The organism is Streptomyces sp. NBC_00012 (assembly GCF_045040875.1).
Lineage (GTDB): Bacteria > Actinomycetota > Actinomycetes > Streptomycetales > Streptomycetaceae > Streptomyces.
Genome location: NZ_CP108309.1, coordinates 4,311,807 through 4,329,419 on the forward strand (window position 1 = coordinate 4,311,807; position 17,613 = coordinate 4,329,419).

13 protein-coding genes and 2 tRNA genes are annotated in these 17,613 nt (G+C 71.6%); 8 read left to right on the top strand and 7 right to left on the bottom strand.

The features are described from left to right. The first annotated feature begins 38 nt into the window (after positions 1-38). The 6 genes from OHA19_RS19845 (at position 39) to OHA19_RS19870 (ending at position 6,940) form a co-directional block, all read left to right on the top strand. Positions 39-2,189 carry an ATP-binding protein gene (locus OHA19_RS19845; RefSeq protein ID WP_405751005.1) on the top strand — a complete coding sequence of 717 codons (2,151 nt, stop codon included), beginning with the start codon at positions 39-41 and terminating at the stop codon, positions 2,187-2,189. A 268-nt stretch (positions 2,190-2,457) separates the two neighbouring features. Beyond that, the gene (locus OHA19_RS19850; protein WP_405751008.1) at positions 2,458-2,604 is read left to right on the top strand and encodes a hypothetical protein; all 147 of its coding nucleotides are present in this window, start codon (positions 2,458-2,460) and stop codon (positions 2,602-2,604) included. Between the two features lie 82 nt (positions 2,605-2,686). Continuing rightward, positions 2,687-3,547 (top strand): bifunctional DNA primase/polymerase, encoded by an 861-nt coding sequence (locus OHA19_RS19855; protein WP_405751010.1) that lies wholly within the window; start codon positions 2,687-2,689, stop codon positions 3,545-3,547. Positions 3,548-3,550: 3 nt separating this feature from the next. After that, positions 3,551-5,026 (top strand): ATP-binding protein, encoded by a 1,476-nt coding sequence (locus OHA19_RS19860; RefSeq protein WP_405751012.1) that lies wholly within the window; start codon positions 3,551-3,553, stop codon positions 5,024-5,026. A 463-nt stretch (positions 5,027-5,489) separates the two neighbouring features. Then, the gene (locus OHA19_RS19865; protein WP_405751015.1) at positions 5,490-5,687 is read left to right on the top strand and encodes a helix-turn-helix domain-containing protein; all 198 of its coding nucleotides are present in this window, start codon (positions 5,490-5,492) and stop codon (positions 5,685-5,687) included. Further along, positions 5,687-6,940, top strand: a complete 1,254-nt coding sequence (locus OHA19_RS19870; RefSeq protein ID WP_405751017.1) for a tyrosine-type recombinase/integrase — start codon at positions 5,687-5,689, stop codon at positions 6,938-6,940. Before OHA19_RS19865 ends, OHA19_RS19870 begins: the two co-directional genes overlap by 1 nt. 104 nt (positions 6,941-7,044) lie before the next feature. Here OHA19_RS19870 and OHA19_RS19875 read toward each other — a convergent pair. Continuing rightward, positions 7,045-7,117 (bottom strand) — tRNA-Arg (locus OHA19_RS19875). A 229-nt stretch (positions 7,118-7,346) separates the two neighbouring features. Continuing rightward, positions 7,347-7,437: transfer RNA gene (locus tag OHA19_RS19880), tRNA-Ser, on the bottom strand. 229 nt (positions 7,438-7,666) lie between these two features. Here OHA19_RS19880 and OHA19_RS19885 point away from each other — a divergent pair. Together OHA19_RS19885 and OHA19_RS19890 are read left to right on the top strand one after the other, a co-directional pair. Next, on the top strand, positions 7,667-8,131 hold the full coding sequence (locus tag OHA19_RS19885; protein ID WP_405751020.1) for an SSI family serine proteinase inhibitor: 465 nt from the start codon (positions 7,667-7,669) through the stop codon (positions 8,129-8,131). Positions 8,132-8,311: 180 nt separating this feature from the next. Continuing rightward, complete coding sequence (locus OHA19_RS19890; protein ID WP_405751022.1) at positions 8,312-12,178, top strand: PAS domain-containing protein; 3,867 nt, start codon at positions 8,312-8,314, stop codon at positions 12,176-12,178. Positions 12,179-12,262: 84 nt separating this feature from the next. On the opposite strand, the gene OHA19_RS19895 is transcribed toward OHA19_RS19890, so the two are convergent. The 5 genes from OHA19_RS19895 to OHA19_RS19915 all read right to left on the bottom strand — a co-directional run bounded on the left by OHA19_RS19895 (position 12,263) and on the right by OHA19_RS19915 (position 17,613). Beyond that, the gene (locus OHA19_RS19895; protein WP_405714770.1) at positions 12,263-13,912 is read right to left on the bottom strand and encodes a long-chain fatty acid--CoA ligase; all 1,650 of its coding nucleotides are present in this window, start codon (positions 13,910-13,912) and stop codon (positions 12,263-12,265) included. A gap of 154 nt (positions 13,913-14,066) precedes the next feature. Next, on the bottom strand, positions 14,067-14,756 hold the full coding sequence (locus tag OHA19_RS19900) for a SigE family RNA polymerase sigma factor (protein WP_405714768.1): 690 nt from the start codon (positions 14,754-14,756) through the stop codon (positions 14,067-14,069). Between the two features lie 183 nt (positions 14,757-14,939). Continuing rightward, entirely contained in the window at positions 14,940-16,106 is a 1,167-nt protein-coding gene (locus OHA19_RS19905) for a lipid-transfer protein (RefSeq protein WP_405714766.1), read from the bottom strand. After that, positions 16,103-16,498 carry a MaoC family dehydratase gene (locus OHA19_RS19910; RefSeq protein ID WP_405714764.1) on the bottom strand — a complete coding sequence of 132 codons (396 nt, stop codon included), beginning with the start codon at positions 16,496-16,498 and terminating at the stop codon, positions 16,103-16,105. The genes OHA19_RS19905 and OHA19_RS19910 overlap by 4 nt, the downstream gene beginning before the upstream one ends. Continuing rightward, complete coding sequence (locus tag OHA19_RS19915) at positions 16,495-17,613, bottom strand: acyl-CoA dehydrogenase family protein (protein ID WP_405714762.1); 1,119 nt, start codon at positions 17,611-17,613, stop codon at positions 16,495-16,497. Before OHA19_RS19915 ends, OHA19_RS19910 begins: the two co-directional genes overlap by 4 nt.

Genomic DNA, 17,613 nt, shown 5'->3' on the forward strand with positions numbered 1-17,613 from the left:
CCACAACCCCGCCCACCGTTCCAGGCAGGAGCACAGTCATGACCGAACTCGCTGTTGAGGGGGCCGACATGGGCACCCTGCACCACCTGGACGACCACCGCCCCACCCCCACGGGCCCGGTCGACCTGACCAAGACCGCCGCCCCCGCTGACGCACCCGCCGACAAGTCCTCGGCCCAGGTGTCGCGGTGGGTTAGGTCCGGCCGTGCGATCCGGCGGGCGGCCACCCACGAGCGGACCCGTACCGCCGGGCGCCTGACCGTGCGGCACGGCATGTACGTCGTGGGCGGGGGCCGAATCGTGGCCCGCCGCACCTGGGAGGGCCGTACCGCCGCCCGCTACGAACGGATGCTGCGGGCCGCGGAAGCCGCGGGGAACCTGGACCTGGCCACAGAGTGGGAGGAGCGCGGGGCAAAGTTCCGTGCCGCCCGGCACCAGCGGCGCATGGATCTGCTCACCGCCCCGGTGAAGTTCGCCAAGGGTGCGGCGGCCGGTGCCGCTGTCACGGCCGGCGGGCTGCTCCTGCTCGGGATCATCCTGGCCATCGCGAACAAGGACTTCACCGACCTCGCCACGCCGACCATGGCGTTGATCGAACTGGTGCAGTGGATCGTCCTGATCATCTCCGTGGTCTGGGGGCCGCTGGTCACCCTGGGCCCGTGGGCGGCCGTGCTGGGCCTGTGGGCGGTCGGCCGTCACCAGAAGGCCGCCCCGCAGTGGGCCCTGCCCGTCAGGGACCGCAGCGGTGAGGGGGCGCCGATCACTCCGTCGATCGTGGTCACCGCCATGCGGGATCTGGGAGTGGCCACCCTGAAGAAGGCCATCAAGGAGATGGGCGACGTCGGGGCGCAGATGCTCAGCCCGATCGTGATCGCCGGGTGCGGTGTTGAGGTCGATGTGCACCTGCCGTCCGGTGTCAGCACCGACGAGATCCAGAACCGACGGCGGAAGCTCGCGGAGAACCTGAACCGTCACGAGCACGAAGTGTTCATCACCATCCCGCCGTCCCCGCGCACGGTCCGTCTGTGGATCGCGGACAGCGGCGCGCTGGACGAGCCGATCGGCCCGTCCCCGCTGGTCACCGACCCCGACGTGAGCGCCAACTACAAGACCGGGCGGGCTCCGTGGGGGCAGGATCTGCGTGGTGACGCCGCACTGGTCAGCCTGTTCCAGCGGATGCTTCTCATCACCGGCCTGTCGAACCAGGGCAAGACCGCGTCCCTGCGGGCCCTGGCCCTGTGGCTGGCGTTCGACAGAAAGGTCGAGTTCCGTATCGGGGATCTCAAGGGTGTGGGTGACTGGGCCATGTTCGACGGCCTGGCCACGGTCCTGATCCAGGGGCCGACCGACGACCACGTCCTGAAGGTGACGGAGATGGTCGAGGACGCCGCCCGGGAGATGAACCGGCGCCTCCAGGCCCCCGGCCAGGACTTCCCGCCGCTGGTCGTCATCGTCGACGAGGCGCAGGTCGCCTACGGGTCCGGGGCCGTCGACAAGAACAAGATCCCTCTCGGCGGAGCCAAGGCCACGTCCCGGTACTTCCGTGCCATCAAGGCGATCCACGACCAGGGGCGGGCGGTCAACGTCACCACCTGGGAAGGCACGCAGGACCCGACGAACGAGAACCTGCCCAAGCGGTCCCGCGAGGGCAACCACATCCGTTCCTCGCTGGTCCTCGGGACGGAGTCGCAGGCCCGCATGGCGATCGGGGACGCGGCCATCGACGGCGGCGCGGCACCGCACAAGCTGCGGCAGGGGCTCGACAAGGGCACGGTCGTCGTCGCGGGCGACGGCATCAAGCTCGCCGCCGGCCAGACCTCGGTGACCGTGCGCACGCACTACATCGACACCGACCAGGCCGCCGAGATCGCCGACCGGGCCAAAGCCGCACGCAACGGCGTCACCACCCTCCACGTCGTCGAGCGGGACGAGGAGCGTGACCCGCTCGCCGACATCGCGACCGTGCTCGGCAGCGACGCCCGCGTGCGCACCCAGGAAGTCATCACACGGCTCGCCGCCCTGGACGAGGACACCTACGGCGGCTGGTCGTTCATCGACCTCAAGCGCGTCCTGGACGACGCGGGCGCCGAGCCGTACAAGTCCGACGGCCGCATGGTCGTCGCCCGCGACCGCGTCACATCCGCCCTCGCCAACCGCGACGGCGACGGTTCCGCTTCCGCCTCGGAGTAGAGGGAGGCGAACCCGCACGGGTCAGGGAGGCAGGGAGAACTCCCTAACCGCCTCCCTGACCCCCATCCCTGGGTCTGACCAGCACAAATGATCAGACAGGGAGGCAGGGAGGCACGCACGTCAGCACCCCTGAAACCCCCTCCACGCGCACCCCGGCAGGGGGTGCCCCAGCCTCCCTGACCGCCCAGTTGGGGGAATTCCGCATCCTGCTCGACCAGTACGGCCACTCACCTTCTCAGCGACACGATCGCCCATCAGGAGGCCCCCGATGATTCGCCCCGCGAAGAGGCACGAGCCCGCCAGCAGCGGCCCCGGCCGTCGCTACCCGGTCGGCGGCACCCGCCCCAACACCGGCCCGCGAAGCGACGAGTACCCCGACCTCAACCGCCGACCCCAGGGCCCCAAGGGCTCCTGAAAAGCCGAGAGCGGCCCCCATCCGACCAAGAACCGGGGCCGCCCTCATCCAGCACAACTCAAGAGAACTGGAGACACCCAGCATGACCCAACCCACCCCCATCCGGCGAGACCATCTCCGGTCCGCCCTCGACTTGGCGGCAGCGGGCGTGCCCGTCCTGCCCCTCCGGGCGGGCAAGCGCCCGGTCGGCAACTGCCCCGCCTGTACGGGAAACGCGTGCGGAGGGCGCCCGAACATGAAGGTGCCAGGCCCCTGCCAGTGCCCACACCCCTGCCACGGATGGGCCGCCGCCACCACCGACCCCGCCGTACTCCAGTCCCCCGCATGGGCATCGGCATGGCAGCAGGCGCAGGCCGTCGCCTACCACCCTGGCGGCGCCGGTCTGACGGTCGTCGACCTCGACAACGCCGACGCCATCGCCTGGGCCCGCGAGTCCCTGCCCGCCACCCGGACCGTGCCCACGACTCGCGGGGAGCACTGGATCTACCTGGGTGCGATGCAGTCCGCGAACGCGGTCCGGCCTGGCATCGACCTCAAGTCGCTCATGGCCTACGCCCGGTGGCTCGGCCCCGGCACCGGCACCATGACCGACCTGCCGGACGCCGTGCGCGCGCTGGCCGTGAAGGAGCCCTCGCCGGTCCGTCCCGCACCGCTCGCCGTCACGGCACCCGCACCTACCGGGGGCGGGGAGTGTCGTCATCGCATGCCCTCCTATCTGGAGCGTGGCATCGCCATGGCCGAGCAGCGCATCACCGAGACCCGCAGCGGCGTGCACGCGACCGTGTACCGGACGTTCCTCGCCGTGCTGTCCGCTCACGGCCGGTGCGGCTGCCTGACCGATTCCCACGTCGCTCGGCTGTTCACCGCCGCTCAGGCCAAGGGCGAATCGCCCCGGCACTGCACCGATGCGTGGACCAACGCCCGAACCGCACTGGGGATGTGAGCCATGTCCGAGGATGAGAAGACCCCGGCCCGTGAGGTCATCACCGAGTACGCGCAGGCGCACTTCCGGTACTTCCGCACCACCGAGGGAACCGTCTACGCCCAGCGGATCGGCCACCCCGTGGCCCGCCCGATCCGCTCCCAGGGCACGACCGGCAGCCACCGGCAGGAACTCATGGTCGACCTCTTCAACGACGGGGTCGGCGTCTTCAACGGCACGTCACTCAAGGAGGCGTTGGACTTGATCGAAGCACTCGCGCTGAGCAAGGACGTGCAGCCCACGCACATCCGCGTCGCCCCCGGGTTCGACGGGGCGACGTGGCTGGACCTGGGACGCGACGACGGGCAGTCCGTCCGTATCCACCCCAACGGCTGGGATGTCCGCGTCCCTGACCCGCGTGAGGTGTGCTGGCGGCGCACCCAGCTCACCGGGGAGCTCCCCATGCCTGTCCGCGATACCGACAGCAAGGGCATCGATCTCCTGCTGCGGCTGACGAACTTCGCCACCGCCGAGACCGAGTCTCTGGCCCTCGCCTGGCTCGTCGGCTGCCTCGGGCCGTCCGTGCCCGTCCCCGCCCCTTTCCTCACCGGCCCCCAGGGCGCCGGCAAGTCCACGGCGGGCCGGATGCTGGTCCGGATCATCGAGGGCATGACCGGCGACCTGCGCCGCGCCCCGCGTGATGAGGAGAACCTGATCACGGCCGTCGCGGCCGGATGGGTCACCGCCCTGGACAACCTCTCCCACCTGGCCCCGGACCTGTCCGACCTGATGTGCTGCATCGTCACCGGAGCCGAGAGCATCAAGCGCGCGCTGTTCAGCGACGGCGACGTCGTGCGCTCCCGCTACCGCCGACCGCTGCTGCTGACCGGCATCGACGTCGGCGTCATCCGCCCCGACCTCGCCGAACGTCTGCTGCCCTTGCGTCTGGAGCGCCCCACGGTGCGGCGGACCGAGGCTGAGCTGTGGGCGGAGTTCGAGGAGGCACTGCCCGTCATCCTCGGGTCACTGCTTGACCTCACGGTCAAGGTCCGCGCGGCTGAGGCGGAGACTCCCACGGACCTGCGGATGGCGGACTTCGCGCACCTGTGCGCGCAGCTCGACGCCGCGATGAGCTTCCAGACGCTTAACGCCTACCGGACCAGCCTGGACGACCTCAACGACGACGTCATCGAAGGCGACTTGATGGCGCAGACCGTCCTCAAGCACGCCGCCACCCTGGACCCGGGCGCGGAGCAGCGCATGACGTCCTCGGAGTGGCTGTACAGCCTCAGCGGCCTCTACAGCGGCGACGACTGCCGTCCCCTGCCCAAAGGGTGGCCCACCACCGGCAAAGTCCTCTCGGACCGCCTCAAGCGCCTTCAGCCCACCCTCGCCGCGCGAGGAGTCCTCATCGACTGGGGACGCACCAGAGAAGGGCGCTACGTCGAAATGACCCGGCGCCCGGTCCCGTCGGAGCTCGAACAACCCCCGCTGCTCTGACCGAACCGCCTTACAAGCAAGAGGAGCACGCCCCCGGCCACGCGGACCGACGTGCTCCTCTTGCTGTTCGGCGGCTTGCCGCCCAAAGGACGTGCCGCTTCGCGGCTCCGCATTCACGCCTTCAGACGCACCGCACCACAACAGAAACCACCCTCTCTTTTTTCTTAAGAAAGGAAGCGCTGCGTCACAGCGTCACCAGACGGCCCGAAACACCCCCTGAGCTGCTGTAACAGGCGTGACGCAGAGCGCTTTCGGCTGCGTCATCCTGCGTCACCTGCGTCACCGCGCGTGTCACGGTGACGGACGCCTGCGTCACAGATGACGCACCCCCACGCCTCTGCGTCACAACAAAACCGCAGCTCAGACCCCATAAGTGACACAGATGACGCGGTGACGCAGAAACTCGCACCTCGGACACACGCGGCCCGGACCGCGCCGAATGTCTCGCCCTTGGAGGCCCGCAGTGAGTTCTGTCCTGCCCACCACTCATGTCGCCGTCATGGTCCCCGAGGCCATGGCCGCGCTGAAGCTCAGTCGCTCCAAGATCTACGACCTGCTCCGCTCCGGCGCCCTGCCCAGCTACACCGAGGGCCGCGCACGCCGCATCCCGCTCGACTCCCTGCACACCTACATGCGCAACAAGCTTGAGGAGACTGCCTGATGGCCAAGAGGCGCGCCAACGGCGAAGGCACCATCACAAAGCGCTCGGACGGCCGCTACCAGGCCGCCGCCTACGTCTACCGGCCGGACGGCACCCGCACGCGGAAGTTCGCCTATGGCAAGACACGCGACGAGGTGAGCGACAAGCTCATCGAGATGCAGAGCAAGACCCGTCAGGGCATCCCGGCTGCCACGTCGGCGATGCCCTTCGGGGACTACCTCACGTACTGGCTCGCCACGATCGCCCCGGCACGGCTGAAGCCCGCGACACTCAACAGCTACGAGGGGCTGTCCCGGCTCTACATCCGGCCCGCGCTCGGCAAGAAGAGGCTGAACCGCCTCTCCCCCACCGACGTACGACTCTTCCTCGCCGCGTTCAAGGACGGATGCCTGTGCTGCCTGCGTGGGGTCGACGCGGCCCGGGTCGAGGGGGAGCGAACGTGCTGCGCCGTACGGAAGTGCTGCGAGCGTCGGCCATCGGCCCGGACCGTGCAGTACGTCCACGCGGTACTCCGGTCTGCTCTCCAGCAGGCCGTCCGTGAGGAACTGATCGCCCGAAACGTCGCCAAGATCGTGGAGACCCCTACCGTGCAGCGTGAAGAGGTGCGGCCGCTGGACGCGGGGGAGGCTCGGCTCCTTCTGAGGGCCACCCGGGACCACCGGCTCTACTCGCTGTGGCTCCTACTCATCTCCACGGGGCTTCGGCGTGGGGAGGTTCTCGGCCTCACGTGGTCGGACGTGGACCTGCCGGCAGGACAGCTCCGGGTTCGCCGGAACCTCCAGCGGATCAAGAGAGAACTCCTCTTCGGTACGCCTAAGACCGCCCGGTCCATTCGCACGGTCTCGCTCCCCAAGCGCTGCGTGGACGCGCTCCACGCTCACCGGGCCAAGCAGGAGAAGGAGCGGAAGGTGGCCGGTGCGAAGTGGAGGCCGCTGGACCACCAGCCGACCGGGCTCATCTTCACGACGTCCACGGGGCGGGCCATCGACCCACGCAGCCTGAACCGCATGCTCACGATTCTGTGCACGAAGGCCAAGGTGCGCCGCGTCCGCGTCCACGATCTCCGGCACACGTGCGCGTCGCTTCTGCTCGCTCAGGGGGTGGACGCCCGAGTGATCATGGAGACGCTCGGGCACAGCACAATCACGATGACGCTCGATACCTACGCGCACGTCATGCAGACGACGCTGCGGGCGGCTGCTGATCGGATGGATGACGCGCTCGGGCCTGACGCCAACGGCGAGGTCTTGTAGTCCGACGCCTTGATGACGTCGTCTGCACGGCCGATATAGGCGTTGATGTCACCGGCTGATGTCAAAGGCCCCGCCGGGCGAACCGGCGGGGCCTTTGACCTGTGTGCACTCGGCAGGATTCGAACCTGCAACCTTCTGATCCGTAGTCAGATGCTCTATCCGTTAAGCTACGAGTGCTTGTGCTTCCCGGTTTTTTTCTCCCCGGTCGGCGTTGCGAGAACAACATTACATGACCTGCGCCGGGACGCGAAATCCTTTAGCTCCACCAGCCCTGACCTGCGGAAATACCCTGCGCGACGGTGTCGTACGGGTACCGCCGGGGCCGTTCGGGACGGCGCGGGCGGAGCGTCCGGATCCGGATACGACCGAAGCCCCGTGCCAGTGGCACGGGGCTTCGGTGTTGAAGCGGAGGCGGAGGGATTTGAACCCTCGATGGGCTTTAAGACCCAAACCGCATTAGCAGTGCGGCGCCATAGACCGGACTAGGCGACGCCTCCAGCACACCCCGCGCGAGCGCGAGTGGTGCGTGCAGATGATGACACAGTTGAGCGGTGCGTCACCAATCGATGCCTACGGTACTAGGCAGTCGGGCGCTAGGGCAAAGCGTCTGCGGTTGCGCAACGCCGTGGCGTGCGGAGCGTTAGTGAAGACGGGGGCACCGTCCTCCCGTCCTTCCGTCCGTTCCACCGGCACTCCCGCCGCAGTGCACGAGCACAGGAGCCCGCAATGTTGCGCCGCCTCGCCCTCACCGCCGTCGTCTCCCTCGCCGTGCTGTCCGCCGTCGCGCCGGCCGCGACCGCGGACAGCGGCACCCTTCCGCTGCCGCTGCCCCTGCCGCTGCCCCTGCCCGTGCTCCAGGGCGAAGCCCCTGCCCGGCTGACGATCACCGTCTCGGGCGCGGGGGGCGCCGCCGACGGGACCTTCGAGCTTCGGTGCGCGCCGGCGGGCGGCAGCCATCCGGTGGCGGAGCAGGCCTGCGGCCGGCTGGACGAGCTGGCGGGCGAGGGCACGGACCCGTTCGCCCCGGTGCCCGAGGACACGCTGTGCACCCAGCAGTACGGAGGCCCGGCCGCCGCCCGGGTCACCGGGACCTGGCAGGGGCGGCCCGTCGACACGGTCTTCAACCCGGCCGACGGCTGCGAGATCTCCCGGTGGAACAACCTGCGGCCGGTGCTCCCGAACCTCCGCTGACCTGCCCTGTCCGGACGGAGTCGTACACCGTATGCACAGAACCTTGGTGAGAGCTCCCCCTCATCCGCAGCCCCACGCCCCTTCGCTGCCTTTAGACTCCTCCAGTGACAGCCCGCGGCCCGAGGGGCAAGATGGGGCCCGCTGTCGGCAAGGTGCGGTAACCAGGGAGGAAGCGTCGTCGTGAGCAGCAGGCCATCCCGAGGCGCTGCTCGCCTCGCAGCCATACTCGATGCACTCCCCGACGGGCTGCTGCTCGTCAACTGCAACGGCACGGTCGTCAACGCCAACACCATCGCGCTGGAAATGTTCGAGACGCCGGGCACCGCGCTCGTCGGGCGCGGGCTCCTGGACCTGCTGCCCGAGTTCGACTCCAAGCTGATCCCGGGGTCGATGCGCCGCGCCGACGCCGCCGACAACCACAGCCGCACGAAGCCGACCCGCATGACCGCCCGGCGGACCGACGGCACCGAGTACCCGGTCGAGGTCACCAGCGCCAGCCTGGAAGACGGCAAGGCCGCGTACAACGACTTCCAGAGCACCTACAGCGGCAGCTACACGGGCGACGAGCTGCTGATGCTCGTCGTACGGGACCTGTCGGGCACCGTGGACACCGAGGCCGAACTGGCCCGTTCGCAGCGGCAGACCGAGATGATCCTGCGGGCCGCGGCCGAGGGCGTCGTCGGCACGGACACCGACGGCCGGGTCGTCCTGGTCAACCCCGCCGCCGCGCAGATCCTCGGCTTCCGCGCCAGCGACCTGGGCGGCCAGGAGCTGCATCCGCTGATCCTGCACTCGCGGGCGGAGGGCGAGCCGTTCCCGTACGAGGAGTCGCCGCTCGCCGACACCCTCAGGTCCGGGCGCAAGCACCGGGTGCGCGGGCAGGTCCTGTGGTCCAAGAGCGGCGCGCAGGTGCCGGTCGACCTGACCACCGCGCCGGTCCGGGACGGTGACCAGCTGGTCGGCGCCGTCATGACGTTCACCGACCGCAGGCCGTACGAGGAACTCGGCGCGCAGCACCGGGCCGAGGTCGCCGAACTGACCGCCGGCCACACCGCCGAGGTCGCCGAGCTGACGGAACGGCACAGCTCGGAGCTGGCCGACCGGACCGAGCGGTACGCGGCCGAACTGGAGGCACAGGCCGACCTGCTGGCGGCGCTGACCGCCCGGCACACCCAGCTCACCGCCGTGCTCGGCGAATCACTGCGGGGCCCGCTGGAGGAGCTGCGCGGCGAACTCTCGACGCTCGCCGCCGACCCGGCGGGGCAGCTGTGGCCCGAGGCCAACCAGATCCTGCACCACCTGGCGGCGGGCTACGCCCGGATGACCACCCTCGTCGACAACGTCCTCGGCTACCAGCTCCTGGACGCCGGCGCCGAGAAGCTGGTCAAGACGAACGTGCTGCTCGACTCGGTCGTGACGGCCGGCATCGACGCGGCCGTCGAGCTGATCGGTCCCGGGCGCGCCCAGTTCGCCGTGCACGCGCCGCCGATCGAGGCCGAGGTGGACGCGGCCCGGCTGGTGACCGCGCTGGCCCATCTGGTCGCGGATGTCGCCGGGGTCGACTCGACCGGCAAGGCCCGGGTGGTGCCGGGCGGCGGGTACGTCGACTCCACGGTCGTCGTCGCGGCGGCGCAGCGCGGCGAGGTCGTACGGATCGAGGTGCGCGGACCGTTCGCCGGGGGAGACCCGGTGCACGAGCCGATCGTGCGCGGGATCGTGCGGGCGCACGGCGGCGTGCTCCAGACGCACGAGGTGCCGGGGATGAGCGGCAGCGCGTATGTGCTCGAAGTGCCGTTGGGCGCCGGTTCGGGGACGGTGACGGAGCCCGTGGCCGAGCCGGAGCCCGAGGCCGGTGCGCGGCCCGCTCCCGGGCCCGAGGCGGCGCAGCAGCCGGGCGGCGGGCGGCGACGCGCGCGGCGGGCGTCCACGGACGCGTTCCTGGAGAGCCCGGTGGGTGGTTCCGGGGCGGGTGCCGGGTCCGACGGTGACACGGCGGCGGCCGAGCCGACGGGGCGGCGCCGGGCGCGTCGTGAGCCCGGTGCGCAGGACGAGCGCGCCGTGCCGGGGGCGCAGGACACGCAGGGCGGCGGCTCGGGGCGCAGGCGGGGGCGGCCGAGTCCGGCCGAGTCCGGGGTCCAGCTGCCCGGGTCGCCCGGGTCTCCGGAGACGCCCGAGCAGGAGCAGGGCGCCGGGCAGGCGTTGGCGCTGCCCGCGGCCTCGTCCCCGTCCGCCGCGTCCGCCCCGTCCGAAGGTTCCGTGGTGACGGCGGCCGAGGGTGCGCAGGGCGGCGGCAGCCGGCCGCAGCTCGGTCAGACCGTGCCGCCGCAGGGCGTGCCCGCCGAGGGGCAGCTGGCGGTGCCGGTGCCCGCGGGCGGGCACCGCGCGCGTCAGGGTGCTGAGCACCAGGGGCAGCTGGCTCTGCCCGCCTCCGCCCCGGATTCTGCCGTCGGCCCCGCTTCGGACGCCGGTTCGCCCACGCCGTCGCAGGCGCCCCGGCCGACCGGGCGGCGGGCCCGGCGGGCGCTGGCGGCCGCCCAGGAACGGACCGCCCAGGCCGAGCCCGCGGGGCCCCGTACCGCGTTCGCGCTGCCGCCGGCGGAGGCCGACCGGTCCCCGGCCCCGGCTGCCGACCCGGACGCCTCGCTGCCGGGGCACCATGACGCCGTCCGCATCGCACCGGGCGACGACCACACCCCGCCGCATCCGGTACCGACCGGCCGGCGCCGGGCCCGTCACTCCGAGGACCCGCAGCAGCCCGAGCAGGCCGAGCAGGCCGACGTTCTGCCCGGCGACGGCACGGAGCCGCCCGCGGACGGACAGACCACGCATGGCACGGGCACCACGTCCGTCGCGGCAGGCTCCGCGGAGGGCCCGGAGGGCCGCTCGCCGGGCATCGCGGCCCTGTCGGACGCGCGCAGGCAGCCGCTGCCCGCGGAGGCTCCGATGCCCGGTGGTTCGTCGGACTCGACGCAGGGGCGCGCGTTCAGCGTGCGGACGCTCGGGCAGGGCGTGCCCTTCGCCCAGCACATCGCACACCAGCAGAACCAGACGCTCGGCGGCGCCGGACGGCGCCGCAAGCTCGCCGCACCGCCGGAGGACGAGCGCACCCCGCAGGCCGCCGCGCCGGCGACGTCCCTGTCCGTCCCCGCACAGGGCTCGGGCCCGGGGCAGGGCTCGCTGCGCCCCGTCCCGGAGGCCGAGGGGCGCGCGTACGCGATAGGCGCCCCCGACGAGGGCGCCGAGGGGCCGGAGCCGCTGGACGGTCCGGGTGGCGCGGTCGAGGTCGCCAACCGCCCGTCGCCGCAGCCGGTCGACGACGAGCTGCCCCCGGAGCCGCTGGACAACCCGCGCCGGCTGCTCGTCTGGCCGGCGCCCGACGTCTCCACCCAGCAGGCGCTGAGCGACCGCGGCTACCGGCCGGTGATCGTGCACTCGCGCGAGGAGGTCGACGCCCAGATCGCGGCGTTCCCCGCCGCGCTCTTCGTCGATCCGCTGACCGGCCCCATCACCCGCAAGGCCCTCCAGTCGCTGCGTCAGGCGGCGGTGGCGGCCGAGGTTCCGGTGCTGGTGACGGCGGGCCTGGGGCAGGCCTCGCGGGAGGCGGCGTACGGCGCCGACCCCGCCGTGCTCCTCAAGGCGCTCGCCCCGCGCGACAGCGAACAGCATCCGCCCCGGGTGCTGTTGATCGAGGAGCACGAGGAGATCGCGCTGGCGCTGACGGAGACCCTGGAACGCCGCGGCATGCAGGTGGCGCGGGCCTCCACCGACAGCGAGGCGGTGTCGCTCGCCACCCGGATGCGGCCCAACCTGGTGGTGATGGACCTGATGCAGGTGCGCCGCCGCCGGGCCGGCATCGTCGACTGGCTGCGCGCGAACGGCCAGTTGAACCGGACCCCGCTGGTCGTCTACACCTCCGCCGACATGACCGGCTCGGAGCTGCCGAAGCTCGGCTCCGGCGAGACCGTGCTCTTCCTGGCCGAACGGTCCACGAGCGAAGAGGTCCAGGCGCGCATCGTCGATCTGCTCGCGAAGATCGGTACGAACTGAAGCACGGCCGAAAAGCGGCACACGGCGAGGGCGGTACGGGAGCGAATCCGTACCGCCCTCGCCGTGTCCACGGCCGGCAGGCTCTCAGAGCTGGGTGATGTCCAGCTCGCCCGCCGCGTACTGCCTGCGGAGCACCTTCTTGTCGAACTTTCCGACGCTGGTCTTCGGCACGGCCGCGATGACCGTCCAGCGCTCCGGCAGCTGCCACTTGGCGATGCCGGACGTGGCGAGGAAGTCCTTCAGCGCCTCGTAGCCGACGCTCGCGCCTTCCTTGAGGACCACGGTCGCCAGCGGGCGCTCGCCCCACTTCTCGTCCGGGACCGCGACGACCGCCGCCTCGGCCACCTCGGGGTGCGCCATCAGTACGTTCTCCAGTTCGACGCTGGAGATCCATTCGCCACCGGACTTGATGACGTCCTTGGCCCGGTCCGTGAGCGTGAGGAAGCCGTCCTCGCTGATCACACCGACGTCACCGGTCTTCAGCCAGCCGTCCTCGCTGAACTTGTCCTCGGGGCGCAGGGGCTCGCTGTCCGCACCTCCGTAGTAGGCCCCGGCGATCCAGGGGCCGCGCACCTCCAGCTCGCCGGCCGACTCGTTGTCCCACGGCAGGTGCTCGCCGCCGGGGCCGACCAGCCGGGCCTCCACACCGGCCGGGAAGCGGCCCTGGGTGACGCGGTAGGGCCATTCCTCCTCATCGGTCAGTCCGGCGGGCGGGTTGGCCATGGTGCCGAGCGGCGAGGTCTCCGTCATGCCCCAGGCATGGCAGAGACGGACGCCGAGCCTGTCGTACGCCTCCATGAGGGAGGGCGGGCAGGCGGCGCCGCCGATGGTGACGCGGGCCATGGAGCTGAGGTCGCGCGGGTTGGCGGTGACCTCGGCGAGCAGTCCCTGCCAGATGGTGGGGACGGCGGCGGCGTGGCTCGGCTTCTCGCGCTCGATCATCTCGGCGAGCGGGGCGGGCTGCAGGAACCGGTCCGGCATGAGCATGTTGACGCCGGACATGAACGTCGAGTGCGGCAGCCCCCAGGCGTTCACATGGAACTGGGGGACGACCACCAGCGTGGTGTCCTTGTCGGTCAGGCCCATCGACTCGGACATGTTGACCTGCATGGAGTGCAGGTATATCGAGCGGTGGGAGTATACGACGCCCTTGGGCTCGCCGGTGGTGCCGGAGGTGTAACACATGGCGGCGGCCTGGCGTTCGTCCAGTTCCGGCCAGTCGAAGTCGGCCGGGCGACCGGCGATCAGCTCCTCGTACTCGTGCACCCGGGGCGCCGCCCCGTCGAGGAGCGAACGGTCGCCCGGACCCGTGACGATCACGTGCTCGACCGACGTCAGCTGGGGGAGGAGGGGTGCGAGCAGCGGCAGCAGGGAGCCGTTGACGATGACGACCTTGTCGTCGGCGTGCCCGACGATCCAGATGAGCTGCTCGGCGGGGAGCCGGAGGTTGAGCGTGTGGAGGACCGCGCCCATCGACGGGATCGCGAGATACGCCTCGACGTGCTCGGCGTTGTTCCACAGGAGGGTGGCCACCCTCTGGTCGCCTTCGACACCGAGCTCGTCGCGCAGCGCGCCGGCGAGCTGCGTCGCCCGTCGGCCGATCTCGGCGAAACTGCGCCGCTGCGGCTCGGGTTCGCCGGTCCAGGTCGTGACCTGTGACTTCCCGTGAATGGTCATCCCATGGTTCAGGATGCGGGCGACAGTCAGCGGTACGTCCTGCATGGTGCTCAGCACGGCGTCCTCCCGGTGGGCGCTACGCGGCAGTAAGGTTGGCCTGATTCTGCCCACATACCGCTCGGTATGTCACTAGCTCCGAGAGTACGAATCGGTGTCGTTCGGCAAAATCAGGCCCGGCCCCCGGTCCCCGGTGCGCCGCCGACCCCCGGAGTCACCGCACCGGGGCCAGCTCCGGGTCCTCCCTGAGCTTGCCGAGCGCCCGCGACACCGCGCTCTTCACCGTGCCGACGGACACCCCGAGCACCTCGGCCGTCTGGGCTTCGCTCAGGTCCTCGTAGTAGCGCAGGACCACCATCGCCCGCTGCCGGTCCGGCAGCTTCAGCACGGCACGCCACATCGCGTCGTGCAGCGTCTGCTGCTCGGCCGGGTCGGGGGCCGGAGCGGCCTCCTGCTCGGGCAGCTCGTCGCAGGCGAACTCGTCGACCTTGCGTTTGCGCCACTGCGAGGTCCGGGTGTTCAGCAGGGCCCGGCGGACATAGCCGTCGAGCGCCCGGTGGTCCTCGATCCGCTCCCAGGCGACGTACGTCTTGGTGAGCGCGGTCTGCAGCAGGTCCTCGGCATCGCTCGGGTTGGCGGTGAGCGAGCGCGCGGCCCGCAGCAGCACGGGCCCTCTCGCCCGGACGAAGGAGGAGAACGATGGGTAGGTGGCGGACTGGGTGTACGGGGCGTACGGGGCGCGCGGCGTGCGCGAGGGGTACGCGGGGCGTGCGCTGCGTACTGCGTGCTGGCCGGACGAGCCGTGCACGGGGGTGTGCGGGGTGTGCGACATGTGCCCCGGGTACGGCGCGTGTCCGGTGGTGGCGGCTCCCCCGGAGCTGCCCGTGCAGACTGGCGTGGTCATGGCTCCACGCTAGAAGCGGGCACCGCACCGGGGGATCGGCCCCAGGTCCCGAAAGCGCGTCCGCCTCAGGGTGTAGGGGTAGGGCCTGCTCCACCTCCTGTAGGTGGAGTCGTCGTCTTCGGGGATCAGGGGCGCGCCCCGACGTTCCGCCCGGGTGCGGGCGCCGCCCCGGGCCGGGCGGGCTCAGGCGTCCGTGCCGAGGATCAGCCCCGAGGTGGGCACGCCGGTGCCTGCCGTGACCAGGGTCCTGGCCGCCCCGGACACCTGGTTCACCGACGAGCCGCGGATCTGCCGGACCGCCTCCGCTATGCCGTTCATGCCGTGCAGATACGCCTCGCCCAGCTGGCCCCCGTGTGTGTTCAGGGGCAGCGCGTCCGCCGCGACGAAGCCGGCCGCCTCGCCCGGGGCGCAGAAGCCGAACTCCTCCAGCTGCATCAGGACGAAGGGGGTGAAGTGGTCGTAGAGGATGCCCACGTCGATGTCGGAGGGGGTCAGGCCGGAGCTGCGCCAGAGCTGCCGGGCGACCACTCCCATCTCCGGCAGGCCGGTCAGGTCGTCGCGATAGAAGCTCGTCATCTGCTCCTGCGCCCGTCCGGCCCCCTGAGCTGCCGCCACGATCACGGCGGGCGGCTGCGGCAGGTCCCGGGCCCGCTCGGCGCTGGTGACGACGATCGCCTGCCCGCCGTCGGTCTCCTGGCAGCAGTCGAGCAGCCTCAGCGGTTCGACGATCCACCGCGACGCCGCGTGGTCGGCCAGGGTGATCGGCTTCCCGTAGAAGTACGCCGCCGGATTCCGGGCGGCATGGCGGCGGTCGGTCACCGCGACATGGCCGAAGACGTCCGGCGTCAGCCCGTAGGCGTGCAGATAGCGCTGGGCGGCCATGGCGACCCAGGAGGCCGGGGTGAGCAGTCCGAAAGGCAGGTTCCAGCCGAGCGCCGTGCCTTCGGCGGTGGGCTCGCGCTGCTGCACGCCGGAGCCGAATCTGCGCCCCGAGCGCTCGTTGAACGCGCGGTAGCAGACCACCACGTCGGCCACCCCGCTCGCCACGGCCATCGCCGCCTGCTGGACGGTGGCGCAGGCCGCCCCGCCGCCGTAGTGGATGCGCGAGAAGAACGACAGCTCACCGATCCCGGCCGCCTGGGCGACGGTGATCTCGGGGCTGGTGTCCATGGTGAAGGTGACCAGTCCGTCCACGTCGGCGGGGGTCAGCCCGGCGTCGTCGAGGGCGGCCCGCACCGCCTCGACGGCCAGCTTCAGTTCGCTGCGCCCGGAGTCCTTGGAGAACTCGGTGGCGCCGATCCCCACGACCGCCGCCCTGCCGCCGAGCGAATCGGCCCTGCGCACGCTCATGCCGCCCCCCGCGGTACGCCGACGGTCACCGTGCCGGTGACATGTCTGCCGAGGCCGTTGGACCCGACGACGGCCACCTCGGCCGTCCCGTCGTCCGCGACGGCGGTCACCGTGCCGGTCAGGACCATGGTGTCCCCGGGGTAGTTGGGCGCGCCCAGCCTGATGGCGACCCGGCGGAGCACGGCCGACGGGCCGAGGCGGTCGGTGACGTACCTGCCGACCAGGCCGTTGGTCGTCAGGATGTTCATGAAGATGTCCGGGGACCCCTTCTCCCTGGCGAGCTCCGCGTCATGGTGCACGTCCTGGTAGTCGCGGGAGGCGATCGCGCCCGCCACGATCAGGGTGCGGGTCACCGCGATCTCCAGCGGCGCCAGCTCGTCACCGGCCTTCACTCCGATCCCTCCTTCACCAGCGAATCACCGAGTTCCTGAAGCACTTCGCCACCGCATCCCAGGTAGGCGTCGAGCTGCCGGCCCCAGAGGAAGTGGCGGTGCACGGGGTGGTCGAGGTCCGCGCCGGTGCCGCCGTGCAGATGCTGCCCGGCGTGCACCACCCGCTTCCCGGCCTCCGAGGCCCACCAGGCGGCGGTCAGCGCCTGCGGTCCGCAGGGCAGGCCCGAGTCGTACCGCCAGGCCGCCTCGTACGCGGTGACCCGGATCGCCTCGGTATCCATATGGGCATCGGCGGCGCGCAGCAGCACCCCCTGCTTGGTGGAGAGTGGGCGCCCGAACTGCTCCCGGGTGTTGACGTGCGCGACGGCGCGGGCGAGCGAACCGGCGCACACCCCGGCCTGCAGCCCGGCGAACGCCGTCCGGGCCGCCGCCAGCACCGCCCCGTACGCCCCGGTGCCGCCGAGCCGCTCCCCGGGTGCCCCGTCCAGGACGAGCCGCGCCGCCGACCACGGCGCCGTGGTCTCCACCGGCTCGGTCAGCACTCCGGGATCACCGGTCCGGACGATCCACAGCCGGTGCTCCCGGTCCGGGACGAGGACGAGGTCGGCGTCCCGCAGCCACGGCACGTACGGCACGCTGCCGCTCAGTCGGCCACCACCGCGGTCGTCATCGGCACCGACACCAGCACCGGTATCGGCACCCGCATCCGCATCCGCACCCGCACCCGCACCGACATCGGCACCGTCCGCCCGTATCCCGCCGCGTGCCGGGAAGGCTCCGGTGGCGACGGCCGTGCCGTCCCTCAGCGGAGGCAGCAGCCGCTCCCGCTGTTCGTCCGTGCCGTGCCGGGCGACGGCCAGCAGCCCGTACGCACAGCTCGCCGCGAACGGCACCTGGGCCGTCGTGCGGCCCTGCTCCTCCAGCAGGAGCACCAGGCCGAGCAGCCCGGTCTCCTCGACGGCCGCGGTCAGCCCGGCCGCGCAGAGCTCCTTCCACAGCTCGGCGTCGGTCGCCGTGCCTGCCACTGCCAGGCGCTCGGGCGTCGACAGATCGCCGAAGATCCGCGCCGCGAGCCCCTGTGCCGCGGACTGCTCCTCGGTGGGTGCGAAATCCAT

Bases quoted from the DNA above. Each gene is read 5' to 3' on its own strand.
- OHA19_RS19845 (WP_405751005.1), top strand. From the start codon at position 39: ATGACCGAACTCGCTGTTGAGGGGGCCGACATGGGCACCCTGCACCAC.
- OHA19_RS19850 (WP_405751008.1), top strand. From the start codon at position 2,458: ATGATTCGCCCCGCGAAGAGGCACGAGCCCGCCAGCAGCGGCCCCGGC.
- OHA19_RS19855 (WP_405751010.1), top strand. From the start codon at position 2,687: ATGACCCAACCCACCCCCATCCGGCGAGACCATCTCCGGTCCGCCCTC.
- OHA19_RS19860 (WP_405751012.1), top strand. From the start codon at position 3,551: ATGTCCGAGGATGAGAAGACCCCGGCCCGTGAGGTCATCACCGAGTAC.
- OHA19_RS19870 (WP_405751017.1), top strand. From the start codon at position 5,687: ATGGCCAAGAGGCGCGCCAACGGCGAAGGCACCATCACAAAGCGCTCG.
- OHA19_RS19885 (WP_405751020.1), top strand. From the start codon at position 7,667: ATGTTGCGCCGCCTCGCCCTCACCGCCGTCGTCTCCCTCGCCGTGCTG.
- OHA19_RS19900 (WP_405714768.1), bottom strand. From the start codon at position 14,756: ATGACCACGCCAGTCTGCACGGGCAGCTCCGGGGGAGCCGCCACCACC.
- OHA19_RS19905 (WP_405714766.1), bottom strand. From the start codon at position 16,106: ATGAGCGTGCGCAGGGCCGATTCGCTCGGCGGCAGGGCGGCGGTCGTG.
- OHA19_RS19915 (WP_405714762.1), bottom strand. From the start codon at position 17,613: ATGGATTTCGCACCCACCGAGGAGCAGTCCGCGGCACAGGGGCTCGCG.